This window comes from Cellulomonas sp. Leaf334, assembly GCF_001424195.1.
Lineage (GTDB): Bacteria > Actinomycetota > Actinomycetes > Actinomycetales > Cellulomonadaceae > Cellulomonas.
Window position 1 is genome coordinate 111,151 of record NZ_LMOO01000006.1, and the last position, 17,528, is coordinate 128,678.

Annotated in this window: 19 protein-coding genes and 1 pseudogene; 13 read left to right on the forward strand and 7 right to left on the reverse strand. The window is 71.9% G+C overall.

The window, feature by feature from the left end:
* Nucleotides 1-43: 43 nt before the first annotated feature.
* The 3 genes from ASF78_RS15155 (at nt 44) to ASF78_RS15165 (ending at nt 2,222) form a co-directional block, all read left to right on the forward strand.
* Nucleotides 44-1,060: a TIGR03557 family F420-dependent LLM class oxidoreductase gene (locus ASF78_RS15155; protein WP_056591177.1), complete on the forward strand. Its 1,017-nt coding sequence runs from the start codon at nt 44-46 to the stop codon at nt 1,058-1,060.
* Nucleotides 1,057-1,821, forward strand: coding sequence for a coenzyme F420-0:L-glutamate ligase (locus ASF78_RS15160; protein WP_056591179.1), 765 nt, complete (start codon nt 1,057-1,059; stop codon nt 1,819-1,821). Before ASF78_RS15155 ends, ASF78_RS15160 begins: the two co-directional genes overlap by 4 nt.
* A gap of 176 nt (nt 1,822-1,997) precedes the next feature.
* Nucleotides 1,998-2,222 (forward strand): hypothetical protein, encoded by a 225-nt coding sequence (locus ASF78_RS15165; protein WP_056591182.1) that lies wholly within the window; start codon nt 1,998-2,000, stop codon nt 2,220-2,222.
* Between the two features lie 12 nt (nt 2,223-2,234).
* On the opposite strand, the gene ASF78_RS15170 is transcribed toward ASF78_RS15165, so the two are convergent.
* Nucleotides 2,235-2,813, reverse strand: coding sequence for an HhH-GPD-type base excision DNA repair protein (locus ASF78_RS15170; protein WP_056591184.1), 579 nt, complete (start codon nt 2,811-2,813; stop codon nt 2,235-2,237).
* Nucleotides 2,814-2,930: 117 nt separating this feature from the next.
* On the opposite strand from ASF78_RS15170, the gene ASF78_RS23240 reads away from it, so the two are divergent.
* From ASF78_RS23240 to ASF78_RS15180, 3 genes are read left to right on the forward strand one after another with little or no spacing between them, the layout of a single operon-like run.
* On the forward strand, nt 2,931-3,062 hold the full coding sequence (locus ASF78_RS23240; protein WP_255354826.1) for a hypothetical protein: 132 nt from the start codon (nt 2,931-2,933) through the stop codon (nt 3,060-3,062).
* A gap of 18 nt (nt 3,063-3,080) precedes the next feature.
* On the forward strand, nt 3,081-3,683 hold the full coding sequence (cofC, locus tag ASF78_RS15175; RefSeq protein ID WP_056591185.1) for a 2-phospho-L-lactate guanylyltransferase: 603 nt from the start codon (nt 3,081-3,083) through the stop codon (nt 3,681-3,683).
* Nucleotides 3,684-3,692: 9 nt separating this feature from the next.
* On the forward strand, nt 3,693-4,742 hold the full coding sequence (locus ASF78_RS15180; RefSeq protein WP_082495114.1) for a putative zinc-binding metallopeptidase: 1,050 nt from the start codon (nt 3,693-3,695) through the stop codon (nt 4,740-4,742).
* Here ASF78_RS15180 and cofD read toward each other — a convergent pair.
* The 6 genes and pseudogenes from cofD to ASF78_RS23110 all read right to left on the reverse strand — a co-directional run.
* Nucleotides 4,739-5,695: a 2-phospho-L-lactate transferase gene (gene cofD, locus ASF78_RS15185; protein WP_056591186.1), complete on the reverse strand. Its 957-nt coding sequence runs from the start codon at nt 5,693-5,695 to the stop codon at nt 4,739-4,741. The two genes, ASF78_RS15180 and cofD, sit on opposite strands and share 4 nt — an antisense overlap.
* On the reverse strand, nt 5,692-6,462 hold the full coding sequence (locus tag ASF78_RS15190; protein ID WP_056591190.1) for a putative F420-0 ABC transporter ATP-binding protein: 771 nt from the start codon (nt 6,460-6,462) through the stop codon (nt 5,692-5,694). Before ASF78_RS15190 ends, cofD begins: the two co-directional genes overlap by 4 nt.
* Entirely contained in the window at nt 6,453-7,472 is a 1,020-nt protein-coding gene (locus ASF78_RS15195; protein WP_056591193.1) for a putative F420-0 ABC transporter permease subunit, read from the reverse strand. The genes ASF78_RS15190 and ASF78_RS15195 overlap by 10 nt, the downstream gene beginning before the upstream one ends.
* Nucleotides 7,469-8,452, reverse strand: a complete 984-nt coding sequence (locus ASF78_RS15200; RefSeq protein WP_056591743.1) for a putative F420-0 ABC transporter substrate-binding protein — start codon at nt 8,450-8,452, stop codon at nt 7,469-7,471. The genes ASF78_RS15195 and ASF78_RS15200 overlap by 4 nt, the downstream gene beginning before the upstream one ends.
* Before the next feature lie 365 nt (nt 8,453-8,817).
* A complete protein-coding gene (locus ASF78_RS15205; RefSeq protein WP_235518614.1) occupies nt 8,818-9,810 on the reverse strand; it encodes an aminotransferase class I/II-fold pyridoxal phosphate-dependent enzyme in 993 nt (330 codons plus the stop codon).
* 262 nt (nt 9,811-10,072) lie between these two features.
* Nucleotides 10,073-10,234 (reverse strand): annotated as a pseudogene (locus tag ASF78_RS23110) (GntR family transcriptional regulator); the annotation flags it as partial.
* 224 nt (nt 10,235-10,458) lie between these two features.
* On the opposite strand from ASF78_RS23110, the gene ASF78_RS15210 reads away from it, so the two are divergent.
* The 7 genes from ASF78_RS15210 (at nt 10,459) to ASF78_RS15240 (ending at nt 17,486) form a co-directional block, all read left to right on the forward strand.
* Nucleotides 10,459-11,307: a nitrilase-related carbon-nitrogen hydrolase gene (locus ASF78_RS15210; protein ID WP_056591196.1), complete on the forward strand. Its 849-nt coding sequence runs from the start codon at nt 10,459-10,461 to the stop codon at nt 11,305-11,307.
* A gap of 16 nt (nt 11,308-11,323) precedes the next feature.
* Nucleotides 11,324-12,742 (forward strand): dihydropyrimidinase, encoded by a 1,419-nt coding sequence (gene hydA / locus ASF78_RS15215; protein ID WP_056591197.1) that lies wholly within the window; start codon nt 11,324-11,326, stop codon nt 12,740-12,742.
* Between the two features lie 11 nt (nt 12,743-12,753).
* Nucleotides 12,754-13,770: a TIGR03842 family LLM class F420-dependent oxidoreductase gene (locus ASF78_RS15220; protein ID WP_056591198.1), complete on the forward strand. Its 1,017-nt coding sequence runs from the start codon at nt 12,754-12,756 to the stop codon at nt 13,768-13,770.
* Nucleotides 13,767-14,702 (forward strand): ABC transporter permease, encoded by a 936-nt coding sequence (locus tag ASF78_RS15225; protein ID WP_082495115.1) that lies wholly within the window; start codon nt 13,767-13,769, stop codon nt 14,700-14,702. The genes ASF78_RS15220 and ASF78_RS15225 overlap by 4 nt, the downstream gene beginning before the upstream one ends.
* The gene (locus ASF78_RS15230) at nt 14,699-15,502 is read left to right on the forward strand and encodes an ABC transporter ATP-binding protein (RefSeq protein WP_056591199.1); all 804 of its coding nucleotides are present in this window, start codon (nt 14,699-14,701) and stop codon (nt 15,500-15,502) included. The genes ASF78_RS15225 and ASF78_RS15230 overlap by 4 nt, the downstream gene beginning before the upstream one ends.
* A complete protein-coding gene (locus ASF78_RS15235; protein WP_056591202.1) occupies nt 15,499-16,260 on the forward strand; it encodes an ABC transporter permease in 762 nt (253 codons plus the stop codon). The genes ASF78_RS15230 and ASF78_RS15235 overlap by 4 nt, the downstream gene beginning before the upstream one ends.
* Nucleotides 16,261-16,331: 71 nt before the next feature.
* The gene (locus ASF78_RS15240; protein WP_056591204.1) at nt 16,332-17,486 is read left to right on the forward strand and encodes an ABC transporter substrate-binding protein; all 1,155 of its coding nucleotides are present in this window, start codon (nt 16,332-16,334) and stop codon (nt 17,484-17,486) included.
* The last annotated feature ends 42 nt before the right edge of the window (nt 17,487-17,528 follow it).

Below are 17,528 nucleotides of genomic sequence, written 5' to 3' on the forward strand. Positions count from 1 at the left end.
CCTCGCGGAGCACCGCGTACCCCGCGCTCACAGGAGTCAGTAGATGGCACAGGTCACGGCGGACGGCCTCACGGTCGGGTACGCGGCGATGCTCGAGCAGTTCCACCCGACCGAGGCGGTCGAGCTGTCCGTCCACGCGGAGGCCCACGGGTTCTCCGGCGTGATGGCCGCCGACCACTACCAGCCGTGGGTCCCCGCGCAGGGACAGGCGGCGTTCGTCTGGAACGTGCTGACCGCCCTCGGCGAGCGCACCACCGGTGACATCGGCCCCGGCGTCACCGCACCGACGTTCCGCTGGCACCCCGCGATGGTCGCGCAGGCGTCGGCCACGCTCGCCGCGATGTACCCCGGACGCCACTGGCTGGGGCTGGGCTCCGGCGAGGCGCTCAACGAGCACATCGTCGCGAACTACTGGCCCGAGGCGCCCGAGCGGATCAACCGCATGTTCGAGGCCATCGAGATCATCAAGAAGCTGTTCACCGCGTCGATCGCGGGCAAGGACGTCAAGCACGCCGGGCAGTTCTACAAGGTCGAGTCCACCCGCCTGTGGACCATGCCCGAGGTCGCGCCCGAGATCCTCGTCGCCACCGCCGGCCCGGTCACCGCGAAGCGCGCCGGCCGGCACGCCGACGGGCTCATCACCGTCGGGGCGCCGCTGGAGAAGATCTCCGGCCTGTTCGGCAAGTTCGACGAGGGCGCCCGCGAGGCCGGCAAGGACCCCGACGCGATGCCGAAGGTCCTCCAGCTCCACCTGTCGTGGGCGGAGACCGACGAGCTTGCCCTCGCGCACGCGATGCACGAGTGGCCCAACGGCGGCATGAAGTTCCCGAAGGCCGACATCCGCTCCCCGTTCGACTTCGAGCAGATGGCCAAGCTCGTGCGCCCCGAGGACTTCGAGGGCCGCATGGTCATCTCCGCGGACCCGGACAAGCACCGTGCCGAGATCCAGAAGTACGTCGACCTCGGCTTCGACCGCATCTACCTGCACAACGTCGGACGCAACCAGCGCGAGTGGATCGAGACGTTCGGGGCGGACGTGCTGCCCAAGCTCGTGCGATGAGCACGCGGCTCGAGGTCTGGGCGCCCGACGGGCTGCCCGAGATCGCGCCCGGCGACGACCTCGTGGAGCTGCTCACCGAGCTGCTCCGCGACGACCCGCTGATCGACGGGGACGTCCTCGTCCTGACCAGCAAGGTCGTCTCCAAGGCCGAGGGCAGGGTCGTCTCCGCCGACGACCGCGAGCAAGCCATCACCGACGAGACCGTCCGCGTCGTCGCCACCCGCGAGCACGCCACCGGCGTCACCCGGATCGTCGAGAACCGGCTCGGGCTCGTCATGGCAGCCGCCGGCGTCGACGCCTCGAACACGCCCGAGGGCACCGTCCTGCTGCTCCCGGTCGACCCGGACGCATCCGCCCGATCCTTGCGGGCCGGTCTGTCCGCAGCCTTCGGCGTCCGGATCGGTGTGGTCGTCACCGACACCGCCGGGCGGCCGTGGCGGCAGGGCGTGACCGACATCGCGATCGGCGCCGCCGGGGTCGTCGTCCTCGACGACCTGCGCGGACAGGTCGACACGTTCGGCCGCCCGCTCGTCATGACCCAGGCCGCCGTCGCCGACGAGATCGCGTCCGCAGGAGAGCTGGTCAAGGGCAAGGCCGAGGGGCGACCTCTCGCGGTCGTCCGCGGGCTCGGCCACCTCGTCACCGACGAGGACGGACCCGGTGCCCGGGCGCTCGTACGCCTCGGCGCCGAGGACATGTTCGCGCAGGGCAGCGCCGAGGCGTACTCGCAGGGCTGGAAGGACGCGCTGCGGGAGCAGTGAGCCCTCGACGGCTGGCCTGCGGAGCTGTGGATGGAGCAGTCCGCGCGGTGCCCGACCCGGCTAGCGTCGGCGCCTGCCCCGGGGAGAGCCACGGGCCAGGCGAAAGGGACTCGGACATGCAGGACGACCGTGATGACGACGGCACGCGGACGACGCGTAGACGACGAGACGCCGACGTGTCCGCGCTGACCGGCCTCGGCCTGATCGTGTACCTCGTCACGGCCGTCCTGGCACGCGTCGTGCAGAACGATCACGCCGCGACAGTGGTGGGACTGGTCGCGTTGATCCCGCTCGGCGCAGCGGTCGTGATCGCGGTCCGGCGTCGGCTGGTGGGAGCGGTCGCCCCGCCCGCCCTGCTGTTCGTCGGCGTCGCGATCCTCAGTGCCGTCCGGTTCGCCTGAGCGCCAGCCGGCTCAGGGGGCAGCCGTCGCCTTCGCGGCGGCCTTCGCAGCCTGCTTCGTCGCGCGCACCTCGCTGAGCGACACCGGGTCTGTGACGTCCGCGATCGACCGGCGCGCGCCCGGCTCGCCGTAGGCGCCGGCGGCCTCGGCCCAGCCCGCGGGCTGCACGCCGCGCTGCTTACCGAGGAGTGCCAGGAAGATTCGCGCCTTCTGGTCACCGAAGCCGGGCAGCGCCTTGAGCCGCTTCAGCACGGTCTTCCCGTCGGGGTCGCCGTCGGTCCACAGGCGGGTGACGTCGCCGTCATAGTCGGAGGCCACGGCAGCGGCGACGGCCTGGATGCGGCCCGCCATCGAGCCGGGGTAGCGGTGGACCGCCGGGGGCGTCGCGCACAGGGCGGCGAACGTCTCCGGGTCGGCCTCCGCGATGCGGTGCACGTCGAGGCCGTTCATGCGCGCCGCGATCTTGGCGGGCCCGGCGAAGGCGGACTCCATGGTGACCTGCTGGTCGAGGAGCATGCCCACCAGGAGTGCGAACGGGTCGTCGTCGAGCAGGCGGTCGGCGTCGGCGTCACCGGTCATCCAGAGGGTCATGGGGTCATTCTGGCGCAGGACCGGTCGCGACGGCCGTCGGACGCCTCACTCGCGTCGCGCGGCGAACGACAGCATGGTGGGGATGGTGGCGAACCAGCGCTCGTCGTCGGTCCACTCGTGCTCGGCCCGACCGTGCGCAGGGAGCGACGGTGGTTCGTCCATCCTCTCGCGAGCACGGGGGCGTTCGTCGACGCGATCATCCTGCTCGCGATGGGTGGGACGGACTCGCGAGGGCTGAAGCTGCGCTGAGTGGGGCAGGATGCGACGGTGCGGTGGGTCGTGGTGGTGCCCGTGAAGCCGGCGGCCGACGGGAAGACGCGGCTCGCCGGCGTGCTGTCCGCGTCTGCGCGGGAAGGGCTGGTGCGGGCGATGGCGCTCGACACGATCGCGGCTGCCGTGGTGACACCCGAGGTGCTGCGGGTCGTGGTGGTGACGGCGGACGAGCCGCTGCGGAGGTTGCTCGGCGGGACTGTCGATCTCGTCGACGAACCCGGCGGCGGGCTCAACGGTGCGGTCCGAGCGGGCATCGAGCGCGCGGCGGTACGTGGCGACGGAGTCGCCGTCCTGCTGGGTGACCTGCCCGCGCTGCGGCCGGACGACCTCGCGGACGCCCTGAGCATGGCGAGCGCCCACGAGCGCGCGTTCGTGGCCGACGCCGACGGCACGGGGACGACCCTCCTCGCGGCGCTGCCGGGGGTGGTGCTCGATCCGCAGTTCGGGCCGGGGTCCGCCGCCGCGCACGAGCTGGCCGGGCACGTGCGGCTGGCGGTCGGTGCGATGTCGACCGTGCGTCGCGACGTGGACGTCCCCGACGATCTGGTCGAGGTGGCGCGGCTCGGCGTCGGCCCGGCGACACGCGCGGTGCTCTAGCGTCGGCGCGTGCGCCTCTTCCGTTGTCCCCGCTGCGGGGACGTGGCATTCATCGAGTCCGTGGCCTGCGACGGGTGCGGCCTGGAGCTGGGACTGCACCCGCCGACGCTGACGATGCGCGCAGCACCTGCGCAGGGCAGCGACGTCGAGGGCACGTGGTGGTTCCCGTGCGCGAACCGGCTCTGGGAGTGCAACTGGCTCGCGGCGGCCGACTCCGGCTCGGGGCAGTGCATCTCGTGCAGACTCACGCGCACGCGGCCGGGCAACGACGACACCCTCGCGCTCGAGAAGCTCGCGACCGCGTCGGGCGACAAGCGGCGGCTGCTCGTCCAGCTCGCGGACCTCGGGCTGCCGATCACCCCCTGGTACGAGCGGGCGGGTGGGCTCGGCTTCGACCTGCTGTCGTCGCGGTCCGACGGCGCGCGCGTCACCATCGGGCACGCCAACGGGATCGTCACGATCGACCTGGCGGAGTCGCTCGACGCGCACCGTGAGGCGCTGCGGATCCGGCTCGGCGAGCCGTACCGGACGATGCTCGGGCACTTCCGGCACGAGGTCGGGCACTACTACGAGTGGATCCTCGTCGAGCAGACCGGCTGGATCGACGAGTGCCGGACGATCTTCGGCGACGAGCGCACGTCGTACCGCGACGCGATCGCCCGGCACTACCGCACGGGCGCGCCGCACGACTGGGCGGAGAGCTTCATCTCCGAGTACGCCACGATGCACCCGTGGGAGGACTTCGCGGAGTGCTTCGCGCACTACCTGCACCTGACCAGCACGCTGCAGACCGCGGCCGGCGGGCAGATGAGCATCCGGGTCGAGGGGGTGCCGCAGATCGCCGATGGGGAGGTGCGCCCGCGGACCGGTTACGCGGACGCGACGATGGCGGAGATCCTCGCCGACTGGCTACCGGTCTCGACGTTCCTCAACCGCGTGAACCGCGCGATGGGCAAGAGCGACCTGTACCCGTTCACGATCGCGGCGCCCGTGGCCCGCAAGCTCGACTTCGTGCACCGGGTCGTCACGGCGTCCCGCGTGGAGCGGCCGCTCGGTTAGGGCAGTGCGCCGACCAGGGCGAGCGCGTCGGCAGCGATGCGGGCGGTCGTGGGTACGTCGGTCATGAGCGTCGGCGCGGCACCCGCGAGCCAGCCCTCCGACCGCAGCGCGTCGGCAGCGTCGGCGTCCCGGTCGTCGACGAGCCAGGCGTCCAGCACACCGTCGGGCCGTCGGCCGTAGTGCCGCGCCACGGCGAGCGCGCTGGTCTCGACGCCGATCGCGGTCAGGCACACGTCGGCCATCCCGCGCACGGGTGCGCCGCCGATCACGGGGCTGACGCCGACCACCGGCGCGGCCGTCGTGCGCATCGCGTCGCGGATGCCGGGGATCGCGAGGATCGTCCCGACGGAGACGACCGGGTTGGACGGCGGGACGACGACCACGTCGGCGTCGGCGATGGCCGCGAGGACGCCGGGCGCGGGGGTGGCCGTCGCCAGGTTCGTCTGGACGAACCGCGCGGCGGGGAGCGCGGCCCGGTGGCGGACCCACCACTCCTCGAAGTGGAGCTCCCGGCCGTCGGTGGTGACGACGTGCGTCTCGACCTCGTCGTCGGTCATCGGCAGCAGCGTCACGCCCGGTGCCCAGCGCTCGGCGAGGCGGGCCGTGACCCGGGACAGCGGCAGCCCGGTGCGGAGCAGCGCGGTGCGGGCCAGGTGGGTGGCCAGGTCGAGGTCGCCCAGCGTGAACCACTCCCAGCCGAGCCCGTACGCGGCGAGGTCGTCGCTGGTCCGCCGGCTCTCGTCGCGCCGGCCCCAGCCCTGCTCCTCGTGGACCGCACCGCCGAGCGTGTACATCAGGGTGTCGAGGTCGGGGCAGACGCGGACGCCGTGCAGCCACATGTCGTCGCCGGTGTTCGCGACGACGGTGATGTGGGCGCGTTCGCCGACCAGGTTCAGCAGGCCGCGGGTGAAGCGGGCGCCGCCGACGCCGCCGGACAGGACGGTGATCTTCATGGGGACCTCGTCGGCTCGTGGAACGCGATGACCGGCCGGCCGGTGCGCGGGTGCTCCAGGATGTCGGCCTCGACGCCGTAGACCGCGCGCAGGAGGTCCGGTGTCAGCACCTCGCGCGGGTGCCCCGCTGCCGCGAGGTGACCGTCCGCGAGGACGAGCACGTGCTCGCAGAACGCGGCCGCGAGGTTGAGATCGTGCAGGGCGGCGACCGTCGTCGTGCCCAGGTCGCGCACGAACGCCAGCAGGCTCAGCTGTGCGCTGACGTCGAGGTGGTTGGTCGGCTCGTCGAGGAGCAGGAGCTCGGGTTCCTGCGCGAGCGCCCGGGCGATCTGCACGCGCTGCCGCTCGCCACCGGACAGGGAGGACCAGGGACGTTCGGCGAGGTGGTCCGCCTGCGCGCTGACCAGCGCACGGTCGACCGCCGCGTCGTCGGGGTCGGTGCCCCACAGGCTCCGGTACGGGATCCGGCCGAGCGACACGACCTCGCGGACCGTCAGCGGGACAGTGCTGGTGGACTCCTGCTCCAGCAGGGCGATCTGGCGGGCCCGCGTCCTGCGCGAGAGCTCGTGCACCGGGGTGTCGTGGACCAGCACCGCACCCTTCTCGGGCGGCAGCAGCCCGGCAACCAGGCGCAGCAGGGTGGTCTTGCCGGCTCCGTTCGGCCCCAGCAGTCCGGTCAGGTGGCCGGCCGGCGGGGTCGCGTCGATCCCGTCGACCACCCAGCGTCCTCCGAGGCGGGTGCCGACGCCGTCGAGGGTCAGGTCCATGCCGACCCCTTCCCGCGGCGGAGCAGGAACGCGAAGACCGGGACGCCGATGAGGGCGGTGACGATGCCGACGGGCAGCTCGCGCGGGTCGAAGACGGTCCGGGCGAGCGTGTCCGCCCAGATGAGGAACACGGCACCGCTGAGCGCGGCGACGGGCAGCAGCCGGCGGTGCGCGGGCCCGGTGAGCGACGAGACGGCGTGCGGCAGGATCAGGCCGACGAACCCGATCGCGCCGCTGACCGCGACCATCGCCCCCGTGAGCAGGGCGACGACCGTCATCAGGGTCCAGCGCGTGCGGTCCACGTCGATGCCCAGGGCCGCCGCCGACGTGTCCCCGAACGCGAACGCGTCGAGCCGCGTCGCACTGAGCACGAGGACCGTGCCGACGACGACCACCGCGATGCCCGCGATGGCGACCGACCCCCACGTCGCGCCCGCCAGCGAGCCCAGGAGCCAGTTGAGGATCTCCCGGTAGGAGTCGCCCGTCGAGCTCCAGAAGATGACGAAGCTGGTCCCCGCGGCGGCCATCTGTGACACCGCGAGACCGGCCAGGACCGTCCGGCCTGGGGACAGGGTGCTCCCCGAACGGGCGAGGGCGAGGGTCGCGACGAGGGCCAGCAGCGCACCGGCGAACGCGGCGACCGGCAGCAGCAGGCTCACACCGACGACGAGCACGGCGACCGCGCCGAGCGACGCACCCGACGAGAGTCCGAGCAGGTACGGGTCGGCCAGCGGGTTGCGCGTCAGGCTCTGCATCACCGCGCCCGCGATCGCGAGCCCGGCGCCCACAGCGGCTGCCGTGAGCACGCGGGGGAGCCGCAGGTCCCACACGATCGCGTCGTGCAGCCGCGGGACGGCCTCCACGGGCAGGCCGAGGTGGCCCGCGATGCTGCGCGCGACCTCCGCGACCCCGAGGTCGGCCGGGCCGATCGTGACCGTGACCAGGACCGTCACGACGAGCGCCGCCAGCCCCGCGAGGACCAGCAGCGACAGAGGCGTGCGGCGTCTCACCCCAGCTCGGTCAGCTGGTCGCTGAGCGACGCGACCGCGTCGGCGTTGCGGACCCCGGCCTCGCCCGCCGCGAACGGGACGCGGAGGTACCGCTTCTCCCGCACGGCCGTGAGCTGGCTCGTCGCCGGGTTGGCCTCGAGCAGGGCGATCTTCTTGTCCGCGGTGTTCCAGGCGGCGTCGACGAGCACGATCACGTCCGGGTCGGCCGCCACGACCTGCTCCCAGCCGGCCGACGTCCAGCTGTCGTGCACGTCCGCGAAGATGTTGGTCAGTCCGGCCGCGTCCATGATCATCTGCGGTGCACCGATGCCCGCCCCGACGTACGGGGTGTCCGTCCCGGAGCTGTACCAGAGCGCGGTCGTCTCGTCGGCCGGCTGCTGCACGGCCTCCAGCGTCGCCTCCTGCTCCGCGATCAGCTCCTCCGCCCGCTCCGGCACCCCGAAGATCGCCGCGACCTCACGGATCTCGTCGGCGACCTCCTCGAACGTCAGCGGGTCGGGCATGTAGCCCGCCTCCTTGCACGCCGCGGGGGAGACGTACGTGGTGATCCCGAGGTTGTGCAGCGCAGCGCGGTCGCCGGCGCCGTCCGCCGAGAAGTTCGACTCCCAGCCGCCGTAGACGAAGTCGGGCTCCAGCGCGAGCAGCGCCTCCTGGCCGGGGACCTTGTCCGAGACCACCGGGACGCCCGCGAACGCGGCCTCGTAGGCCTGCGGCACCGGACCGTCCGCGAACGCCGTGCCGATGAGCACATCCTCCAGCCCCAGCGCCAGGAGCATCTCCGTCGCGGTCGACTTGATGGTGACGACCTTCGACGGCGGCGCGGTGATCGTGACCTCCGTGCCGCAGTTGTCGAGGGTCACCGGGGCGAACGTGGCGCTCGCGGGCTCCGTCGGTCCTGCTTCCGGTGTGCTCTGGGCGGAGCACGCCGTGAGCGCCAGGGCGGCGACGGCGGTCAGGAGGACGGGACGGATCCTGGGCATCGGGATGAGGGCTCCGGGGCTCTGCGGTGCGGGGCGCGCGAGCACGTCGCTCGGCGTCGGGGTGGGGTGCACGTCGCACCTCCGGAGGGCCGCCCACGTCCGGGCGGCGCGACCCGGCCACAGCCGGCAGGGTTCCGGGCACAGAGTAGGCCTGGGGGGTGGTGTGTCGGCAAGTGGGCCGCGGTCGCAGTGGACGACCTGCGCTCGTCGCCGTCGGGTCTTGATGTCCTGCTCCGAGTGGCCTAGGATCGAACACATGTTCGACAGTGGTGTGGGCGGTGATCCGGGGCTCGGGGAGGTCCCGGATCACGCTCACGCTCACGCTCACGCACGGGTGCTGAGCTGACCCGACGGCTGTGCCGCCGTCAGGGTGCGGCGGCGAGTGCCAGGGCGCGAGCGACGTCGTCCACCTCGACGCCGAGGAGGCCGACGGTGACCCGGACGTGGTCACCGGGACGTGCGGACTCGCGGGTGTCGGCGCTCACCGGGGTGTGGCTCGTCCCTTCTCGCTCGGCGGCGTCGTCCTCCGATGACGGGTTGAGGGTGGTCGTACCTCCGTCGGCGGAGAACGGGGTGCCCGGCGCCACGCGGATGCCGGCTGCCTCGAGTCGGACCAGCGCGGTGCGCTCGTCGTGCACCGGGAGCCAGACGTTGATCCCGTCGCCGGGCTCGATCGCGAGGCCGTGCGTGGCGAGGGCGTCGCGGAGGGCGCGGCGGCGGGCGTGGTAGACGCGACGGGCGTGCGCGACGGCCTCGATGGCGGTGCTGTCGGTGAGCAGGTCGACGAGGACGTGCTGGAGGAGGCGACTGGTCCAGCCGGGGCCGAGCATGCGGCGGGCGACCAGACCGTCGAGCACGGAGGCGGGTCCGCCCACAGCGGCGATGCGCAGGTCGGGGCCGTGGGACTTCGAGTAGGAGCGCACGTGCACGACCCGGTCGGGCAGGAGCGACCCGAGGCTGACGTCGCGCGCGGACGCGATCTCGCCCGAGTGGTCGTCCTCGACGACGAGGGCGTCGTACCGGCGCAGGACGGCGGCGAGCTCACGGGCGCGCGTGGAGGTCATGCTCACGCCGGTCGGGTTGTGGGCGCGCGGCTGCACGACGACGACGCCCGCCCCGGCGTCGAGCGCCCGGTCGAGCGCGTCGGGTCGCATCCCGTGCCGGTCGAGCGTGACGGGGACGCGTTCGAGCCCGAGCTGATCCACGAGGTCGAACAGCGGGGGGAAGCCGGGGTCCTCCACGGCGATGCGGGAGCCGTAGCCGGCGACGCGTTCGAGGGTTCGGCTGATGGCGTCGAGAGCCCCGTCGACGACGGTGATGCGCTGCGGTGCGAACGGCCACGAGTCCCGCAGCAGCACCTCGAGGGCGGGGACGACGGGTGAGGTGACGTAGGCACCGGTGTCGGCAGCGGGTCTCTGGAGCCGCGACGCGGGACAGGGCAGGACCGATCAGCGGCAGCAGCTCGGGGTCGGGGGTGCCGGTCGACAGGTCGAGCCGGGCGGGCGCGCCACCGGCGAGCTCGCGGTAGCGGGGCGGGAGCCAGCTCGCCGGCGGAGGGAGGACGACGGTTCCAGCGCGACCGCGGGAGATCACGATGCCGACGGCCGAGAGCGCCTGCCAGGCGCCGCTGACGGTCGCCGGGCTGACGCCGAGGTCGGCGGCGAGGTGGCGGACGGTCGGGAGCCGGTCACCGGGCCGCAGGTCACCGCCGCGGACGAGTCGCGCCACGGTCGCCGCGATGCCGCGGGGGCTGCGGTCGTCGACGTGGGAGGCGAGGTCCATGCGGGTCAGGATGCACGTCGCAGCCGAGGCCGCGGAGGCCGTCGGCGAGAAGGCTCAGATGTTTACGTGGACGGCGCCGATGTTCGCGTCGAGGTACCGATCAGTAACAGCGCAGAAATGTTCAACCCGGACAGTCACATTCCAGGCTACGGTGCCAAGAACGGGCACTCAGGCGCCGCGTAGGGCTCCGAGGCCGGTCGAGATGAGACGAACGGAGGAGCCCTATGACCGTCGTACGCGTCGCGTTCACCCAGGCCACCTGGACGGGCGACAAGGAGTCGATGATCGCGCTCCACGAGGACTGGACGCGGGAGGCCGCCTCGCAGGGTGCGCAGATCATCGCGTTCCAGGAGCTGTTCTACGGCCCGTACTTCGGGATCACGCAGGACACCGCCTACTACGACTACGCGGAGTCGGTGCCGGGTCCGACGACGGAGCGGTTCGCGGCGCTGGCCAAGGAGCTCGGCATCGTCATGGTGCTCCCCGTGTACGAGGAGGAGCAACCCGGCGTCCTCTACAACACGGCCGCGGTGATCGACGCCGACGGCAGCTACCTCGGCAAGTACCGCAAGCACCACATCCCGAACCTGCCGAAGTTCTGGGAGAAGTTCTACTTCCGTCCGGGCAACCTCGGATACCCGGTGTTCGAGACGGCCGTCGGGACGATCGGCGTGAACATCTGCTACGACCGGCACTTCCCGGAAGGGTGGCGGGTCCTGGCCCTCAACGGGGCACAGATCGTGTTCAACCCCAATGCGACGGCCCCCGGGATCTCGAACAAGCTGTGGGAGATCGAGCAGCCCGCCGCGGCGGTGGCCAACGGGATCTTCGTCGTCGCGAACAACCGTGTCGGGCTCGAGGACAACGAGTACGGCGACGAGGCCGTCAACTTCTACGGCTCGTCGTACGCGGTCGGACCGGACGGCAACTACGTCGGCGAGGTCGGCTCGTCGAGCGAGAACCAGCTGATCGTGCGGGACCTGGACCTCGACCAGATCCGCGTGGTGCGGGAGCGGTGGCAGTTCTTCCGCGACCGTCGCCCGGACGCCTACGGCCCGATCGTGGCTCCGTGAGCGAGGAGGCACTCTCATGACGACCCTCATTGCGGGCGGGACCCTGGTCAGCGCGACCGGGCGGACGGCCGCCGACGTGCTCATCGACGGCGAGACCATCGCCGCGGTGCTCAGCCCGGGCTCGACGCTGCTCGGCCACGACCTCGCCGCGAGCGTCGACCAGGTCATCGACGCGACCGGGAAGTACGTCATCCCGGGCGGCATCGACGCGCACACCCACATGGAGCTCCCGTTCGGCGGCACCAACGCGTCGGACACGTTCGAGTCGGGCACCCGCGCCGCGGCGTGGGGCGGGACGACGACGATCATCGACTTCGCGGTGCAGCGCACGGGCGAGCGGGTGATGGACGGGCTCGGGGCCTGGCACGACAAGGCGGCCGGGAACTGCGCGATCGACTACGGCTTCCACCAGATCGTCGGCGGCGTCGACGAGGACTCCCTCAAGGCGATGGAAGGACTCGTCGCCGAGGGGGTGACCAGCTACAAGCTGTTCATGGCCTACCCGGGCGTCTTCTACTCCGACGACGCGCAGATCCTGCGGGCCATGCAGAAGGCGGCCGACCTCGGGCTGCTCACGATGATGCACGCCGAGAACGGCCCGGCGATCGACGTGCTCGCCGCGCAGCTCGTCGCGCAGGGCAAGACCGACCCGTACTTCCACGGCATCGCGCGCGCCTGGCAGCTCGAGGAGGAGGCCACGCACCGGGCGATCATGCTGGCCGACGTCACGAACGCCCCGCTGTACGTGGTGCACGTGAGCGCCAAGCAGGCCGTCGCGCAGCTGGCGTGGGCCCGCGACAACGGGAAGAACGTGTTCGGCGAGACGTGTCCGCAGTACCTGTACCTCAGCCTCGAGCAGCAGCTGGGAGCACCAGGTTTCGAGGGCGCCAAGTGGGTGTGCTCCACACCCCTGCGCTCCCGGGCCGAGGGTCACCAGGAGCACATGTGGCAGGCGCTGCGGACCAACGACCTGCAGATGGTCTCCACCGACCACTGCCCCTTCTGCATGAAGGGCCAGAAGGACCTGGGGGTCGGTGACTTCCGGGCCATCCCCAACGGGATCGGCTCGATCGAGCACCGCATGGACCTGATGTACCAGGGGGTCGTCACGGGGCAGATCACGCTGGAGCGGTGGGTTGAGCTCACCTCGACCACCCCCGCGCGGATGTTCGGGCTGTACGGGACGAAGGGCGTCATCGCGCCGGGGGCCGACGCCGACGTCGTCGTCTACGACCCGGCCGGCCACACGTCGATCGGCGTCGGCAAGACGCACCACATGAACATGGACCACTCGGCGTGGGAGGGGTACGAGATCGACGGGCACGTCGACGTCGTCCTCTCGCGGGGGACCGTCGTGGTGGACGAGACCGGCTACCGCGGACGCGCCGGGCACGGGAAGTACGTGCCGCGCGGCCTGTCCCAGTACCTCCTGTAGAAGGGCACCCCATGGACTTCGGCGTCGTCCTGCAGACGAACCCGCCCGCCTCGCGCACGGTCGAGCTGGCCCGCCTGGCCGAGACGCACGGGTTCAGCCACGTGTGGACGTTCGACTCGCACCTGCTGTGGCAGGAGCCGTTCGTCATCTACTCGGCGATCCTCGCGGCCACCCGCAAGGTGATGGTGGGGCCCATGGTGACCAACCCGGCGACGCGGGACTGGACGGTCATCGCGTCCCTGTTCGCCACGCTCAACGAGATGTACGGCAACCGCACGATCTGCGGGATCGGCCGCGGCGACTCCGCGGTGCGGACCCTGCACGGGCGGCCGTCGAACCTGGCGACCCTGCGCGAGTCGGTGCACGTGATCCGCGAGCTGGCCAACGACCGGGCCGTCGAGGTCAACGGCGCCAAGGTGCACTTCCCGTGGTCACGGGGCTCGACGCTCGACATCTGGGTCGCCGCGTACGGTCCGCTGGCGCTCAAGCTGACCGGCGAGGTGGGCGACGGGTTCATCCTCCAGCTCGCGGACCCGGACATCGCCGCCTGGACGATCAAGGTGGTGCGCGACGCGGCCGAGCAGGCGGGGCGGGACCCCGACGCGGTGAAGTTCTGCGTGGCCGCGCCGATGTACATCGGTGACGACCGCCAGCACATGCGGGAGCAGTGTCGCTGGTTCGGGGGCATGGTCGGCAACCACGTCGCGGACATCGTCGCCCGTTACGGAGCCGACTCGTCCGTCCCGAAGGCGCTCACCGACTACATAGCGGGCCGCCAGGGCTACGACTACAACGAGCACGGCCGTGCCGGGAACACCCACGCGGCGTTCGTGCCCGACGAGATCGTGGAGCGGTTCTGCATCCTCGGCGACGCGCAGGAGCACGTCGAACGGCTCGAGGCCCTGCGCGACCTCGGCGTCACCCAGTTCGCCGGCTACCTCCAGCACGACAACAAGGAGGAGACGATGCGCGTCTACGGCGAGCACGTCATCCCCGCCCTGGCGACGCCGGTCGTGGCCACCGCATGACCGATCTGGCCACCACGCTCGCGCCGGAGCGCACTGCTCCGGTGCCCGTCCGGCCGCGCGAGCGGTCGACGGTGGGCCGACGGATCCTCGTCGCGGTGCTCGCGGTCCTGCTGCTCGCCGCGCTCTGGGAGCTGGTCAAGGTCGTCGTGCCCGACGCGGGTGGCCACCTCGGCGAGGCGAGCGTGCTGCCGCGGACCGACGACCTGGCGATGCCGCACGTCTGGGACATCGTGGACCGCGTGCTCCAGCCGGAGACGTCGGCCACCGGATCGCCGACGGTGCTGAGCGCGATGCTCTCGGCGTGCTGGTTCACGCTGCGGGTCGCGCTCGCGGGCTGGCTGGTGGGGTCGATCGGCGGGCTGCTGCTCGCGGCGCTCATGCAGCGCTGGCAGATGGCCGAGTCCGCGCTGGTGCCGTGGGTGGTGCTCAGCCAGACGGTGCCGCTCATCGCGCTCGCGCCGCTGGTCGTCGGCTGGGGTGGGCGCATCCACATCGGGACGTTCGAGTGGCAGCGGTGGATGTCGGTCGCGCTCATCGCGAGCTACCTGGCGTTCTTCCCCGTGACCATCGGTGCGCTGCGCGGGTTCCAGTCGCCGCCCGCGGCGCAGGTCGAGCTGTTCCGCGCGCAGGCGGCCAGCTGGAACCGCACGATGCTTTCGCTGCGGCTCCCGGCGAGCGTCCCGTACCTGCTGCCCGCGCTGCGGCTCGGCGCGGCGACCGCGGTGGTCGGCGCGATCGTCGCAGAGGTGTCGACCGGCACGAAGGGCGGCATCGGGCGACTGATCATCAGCTACGCGCAGTCGGCGAGCGGCGACCCCGCGAAGCCGTGGGCGGCGATCGCCGCGGCCGCGCTGCTCGGTCTGGTCGCCGCCGGCCTGGTGTCCCTGCTCGGGCTCGGCCTGGGCCGCTACCGCTACGCGGAGGTCTCATGAACGCCGTCGAGGCAACGGGCGTCGGCAAGGTCTTCTCGTCTCGGTCCGGCGAGGTGGTCGCCCTCGACGGCATCGACCTGACCGTCGCCGCGGGCGAGTTCGTCTCGCTCATCGGACCGTCGGGCTGCGGCAAGTCGACGCTGCTGCGCCTGATCGCCGACCTCGACACCCCGACGACCGGCACGCTCGCCGTGTTCGGCAAGACCCCGCAGCAGGCCCGCGAGGCGCAGGACTACGGCATCGCGTTCCAGCAGGCGGGCCTGCTGCCGTGGCGGACCGTGACGGCGAACGTCGAGCTGCCGCTGGAGCTGCACGGCGTCGGCAAGGCCGAACGTGCGGTGCGTGCGAAGGAGCTGCTGTCGCTCGTCGGCCTCGACGACTTCGCCGGGCACTTCCCGCACCAGCTGTCCGGCGGCATGCAGCAGCGCGTCGCGATCGCGCGATCGCTCGCGGAGCGGCCCAGCCTGCTCCTCATGGACGAGCCGTTCGGGGCGCTCGACGAGATGACCCGCGAGCGGATGCAGACCGAGCTCGTGCGGATCTGCGCGGAGAGCGGCGCGGCCGTCGTGTTCGTCACGCACTCGATCCCCGAGGCCGTGTTCCTGTCGCAGCGGGTCGTCGTGATGTCCCCACGTCCGGGCCGGATCAGCGCGGTCGTGCCGATCGCGCTCGGCGACGTGCGCGGGGAGGGGCTGCGGGAGGACGCGTCGTTCTTCGCGGCGGTCACCGCCGTGCGCGAGGCGTTGCACGGCACCCCGGTCACGGCCAGAGGGGTCTCCAGAGGGACAGACCTGCGATGACCGCCTCCGCCGTCCGTCGCTGGCTCGCCCCCGTCCTGCTCGGGGTCGTCGCGCTGCTGCTCTGGCAGGCGTTCGTCGTCGGGGCGGGCATCAAGCCGTACCTGCTGCCCAGCCCGACCGCGATCGTCGAGCAGCTTCTGCTCGTCCTGCCGCTCGTCTGGTCCGCCGCGCTGGCCACGGGCATGAACGTCCTGGTCGGGCTCGTGGTCGGCAGCGTGGTGGCCGTCGGCGCCGCCATCGTCGCGGCGCGCAGCCGGATGGCGGACACGCTCCTGTCGCCGACCGCGGCGGCCCTGTCGGTCATGCCGATCGTCGCGCTGGCACCCGCGCTGAACACGATGTTCGGCACCACGTCGACCACCCCGCGGCGGCTCGTGGTGTCGGTCGTCGTCTTCGCGCCCGTGTTCGTCAACATGCTGCGCGGCCTGCGGCAGGTGCAGCCGGTGCACCGCGACCTGCTCAAGGCGTACGCGGCGACGCCCCGGCAGATCACGCGCACCGTGACGATCCCCGGCGCGCTGCCGTACCTGTTCACCGGGCTGCGGATCGCGTCGTCGACGGCCGTGATCGCCGCGATCGTCGCCGAGTACTTCGGCGGGCTGCAGAACGGGCTCGGGTCGCGCATCACGTCCGCCGCGTCGAACAGCGCCTACGCCCGGGCGTGGGCGTTCGTGCTCGGGGCCATCCTGCTCGGTCTCGTGTTCTACCTCGCGACCCTCGCGCTCGAGCGCGCCGTCGCGCGGCGCCAAGGGGGCTAGAACGTCCGCCTGCCAGCGACGCCAGGCCGGATCCGTGGCCGGACGGCCAACCAGCAGAGAGAGGATTGATCATGAGACTCAACCGGCGTACTGCGTGGGGCGCGGTCGGCGTCGCCGCGGCGCTCGTCCTGGCGGGATGCAGCTCGGACAGCGGCGGGGAGGCCGAGGAGGAGCCCTCGATGAGCTCCGAGGTGCTCATCCCCGTCAAGCTCCAGCTGCAGTGGTTCACCCAGGCCCAGTTCGCCGGCTACTACGCGGCGATCGACCAGGGCTACTACGTCGACGAAGGGCTCGACGTGCAGATCGTCGAGGGTGGCACCGACATCGTGCCGCAGTCGGTGCTGGCCGACGGCTCGGTCGACTACGCGATCGCGTGGGTGCCCAAGGCGCTCGCGTCGCGGGAGCAGGGCGCCGGGATCACCGACGTCGCGCAGATCTTCCAGAAGTCCGGCACCCTGCAGGTCTCGTTCGCTGACAAGGGCATCTCTACGGCGGCGGACCTCGAGGGCAAGACGGTCGGGAACTGGGGCTACGGCAACGAGTTCGAGCTGTTCGCGGGCATGACGGAGGCGGGCCTCGACCCGGCCACCGACGTCACGCTGGTCCAGCAGCAGTTCGACATGAACGCGTTCCTCGCGGGGGACATCGACGCTGCCCAGGCCATGACCTACAACGAGTACGCGCAGCTGCTCGAGGCGGAGAACCCCGACACGGGCGAGCTGTACACGGCCGACGACTTCACGGCGATCAACTGGAACGACGAGGGCACGGCCATGCTCCAGGACGCGATCTGGGCGAACTCGGAGAAGCTGGCGTCCGACGAGGAGTACCAGGACACGACCGTCAAGTTCATCAAGGCGAGCCTCAAGGGATGGATCTACGCACGCGACAACCCGGAGGAGGCCCGGGACATCGTCGTGGCCCAGGGCTCGCAGCTGGGCAACAGCCACCAGCTGTGGCAGACCAACGAGATCAACAAGCTGATCTGGCCGTCCCCGGACGGCATCGGCATGATCGACGAGGACGCGTGGGCACAGACCGTCGACGTCGCCCTCACCACCAAGAACGACCAGGGCGCCACGGTCATCACGACCGAGCCCGACGCCGAGGCGTACACCAACGAGTACGTGGAGCAGGCACTGGCCGAGCTGAAGGAGGAGGGCGTCGACGTGTCCGGCGACGACTTCGAGCCGATCGAGGTCACACTCGAGGCCGGCGGCAACTGAGCACCTCCGCGCGCGGGCGTTCGCAACGGCGCCCGCGCGCGG

Bases quoted from the DNA above. Each gene is read 5' to 3' on its own strand.
- ASF78_RS15155 (WP_056591177.1), top strand. From the start codon at position 44: ATGGCACAGGTCACGGCGGACGGCCTCACGGTCGGGTACGCGGCGATG.
- ASF78_RS15160 (WP_056591179.1), top strand. From the start codon at position 1,057: ATGAGCACGCGGCTCGAGGTCTGGGCGCCCGACGGGCTGCCCGAGATC.
- ASF78_RS15170 (WP_056591184.1), bottom strand. From the start codon at position 2,813: ATGACCCTCTGGATGACCGGTGACGCCGACGCCGACCGCCTGCTCGAC.
- cofD (WP_056591186.1), bottom strand. From the start codon at position 5,695: ATGAAGATCACCGTCCTGTCCGGCGGCGTCGGCGGCGCCCGCTTCACC.
- ASF78_RS15190 (WP_056591190.1), bottom strand. From the start codon at position 6,462: ATGGACCTGACCCTCGACGGCGTCGGCACCCGCCTCGGAGGACGCTGG.
- ASF78_RS15200 (WP_056591743.1), bottom strand. From the start codon at position 8,452: ATGCCCAGGATCCGTCCCGTCCTCCTGACCGCCGTCGCCGCCCTGGCG.
- ASF78_RS15210 (WP_056591196.1), top strand. From the start codon at position 10,459: ATGACCGTCGTACGCGTCGCGTTCACCCAGGCCACCTGGACGGGCGAC.
- hydA (WP_056591197.1), top strand. From the start codon at position 11,324: ATGACGACCCTCATTGCGGGCGGGACCCTGGTCAGCGCGACCGGGCGG.
- ASF78_RS15220 (WP_056591198.1), top strand. From the start codon at position 12,754: ATGGACTTCGGCGTCGTCCTGCAGACGAACCCGCCCGCCTCGCGCACG.
- ASF78_RS15225 (WP_082495115.1), top strand. From the start codon at position 13,767: ATGACCGATCTGGCCACCACGCTCGCGCCGGAGCGCACTGCTCCGGTG.
- ASF78_RS15230 (WP_056591199.1), top strand. From the start codon at position 14,699: ATGAACGCCGTCGAGGCAACGGGCGTCGGCAAGGTCTTCTCGTCTCGG.
- ASF78_RS15235 (WP_056591202.1), top strand. From the start codon at position 15,499: ATGACCGCCTCCGCCGTCCGTCGCTGGCTCGCCCCCGTCCTGCTCGGG.
- ASF78_RS15240 (WP_056591204.1), top strand. From the start codon at position 16,332: ATGAGACTCAACCGGCGTACTGCGTGGGGCGCGGTCGGCGTCGCCGCG.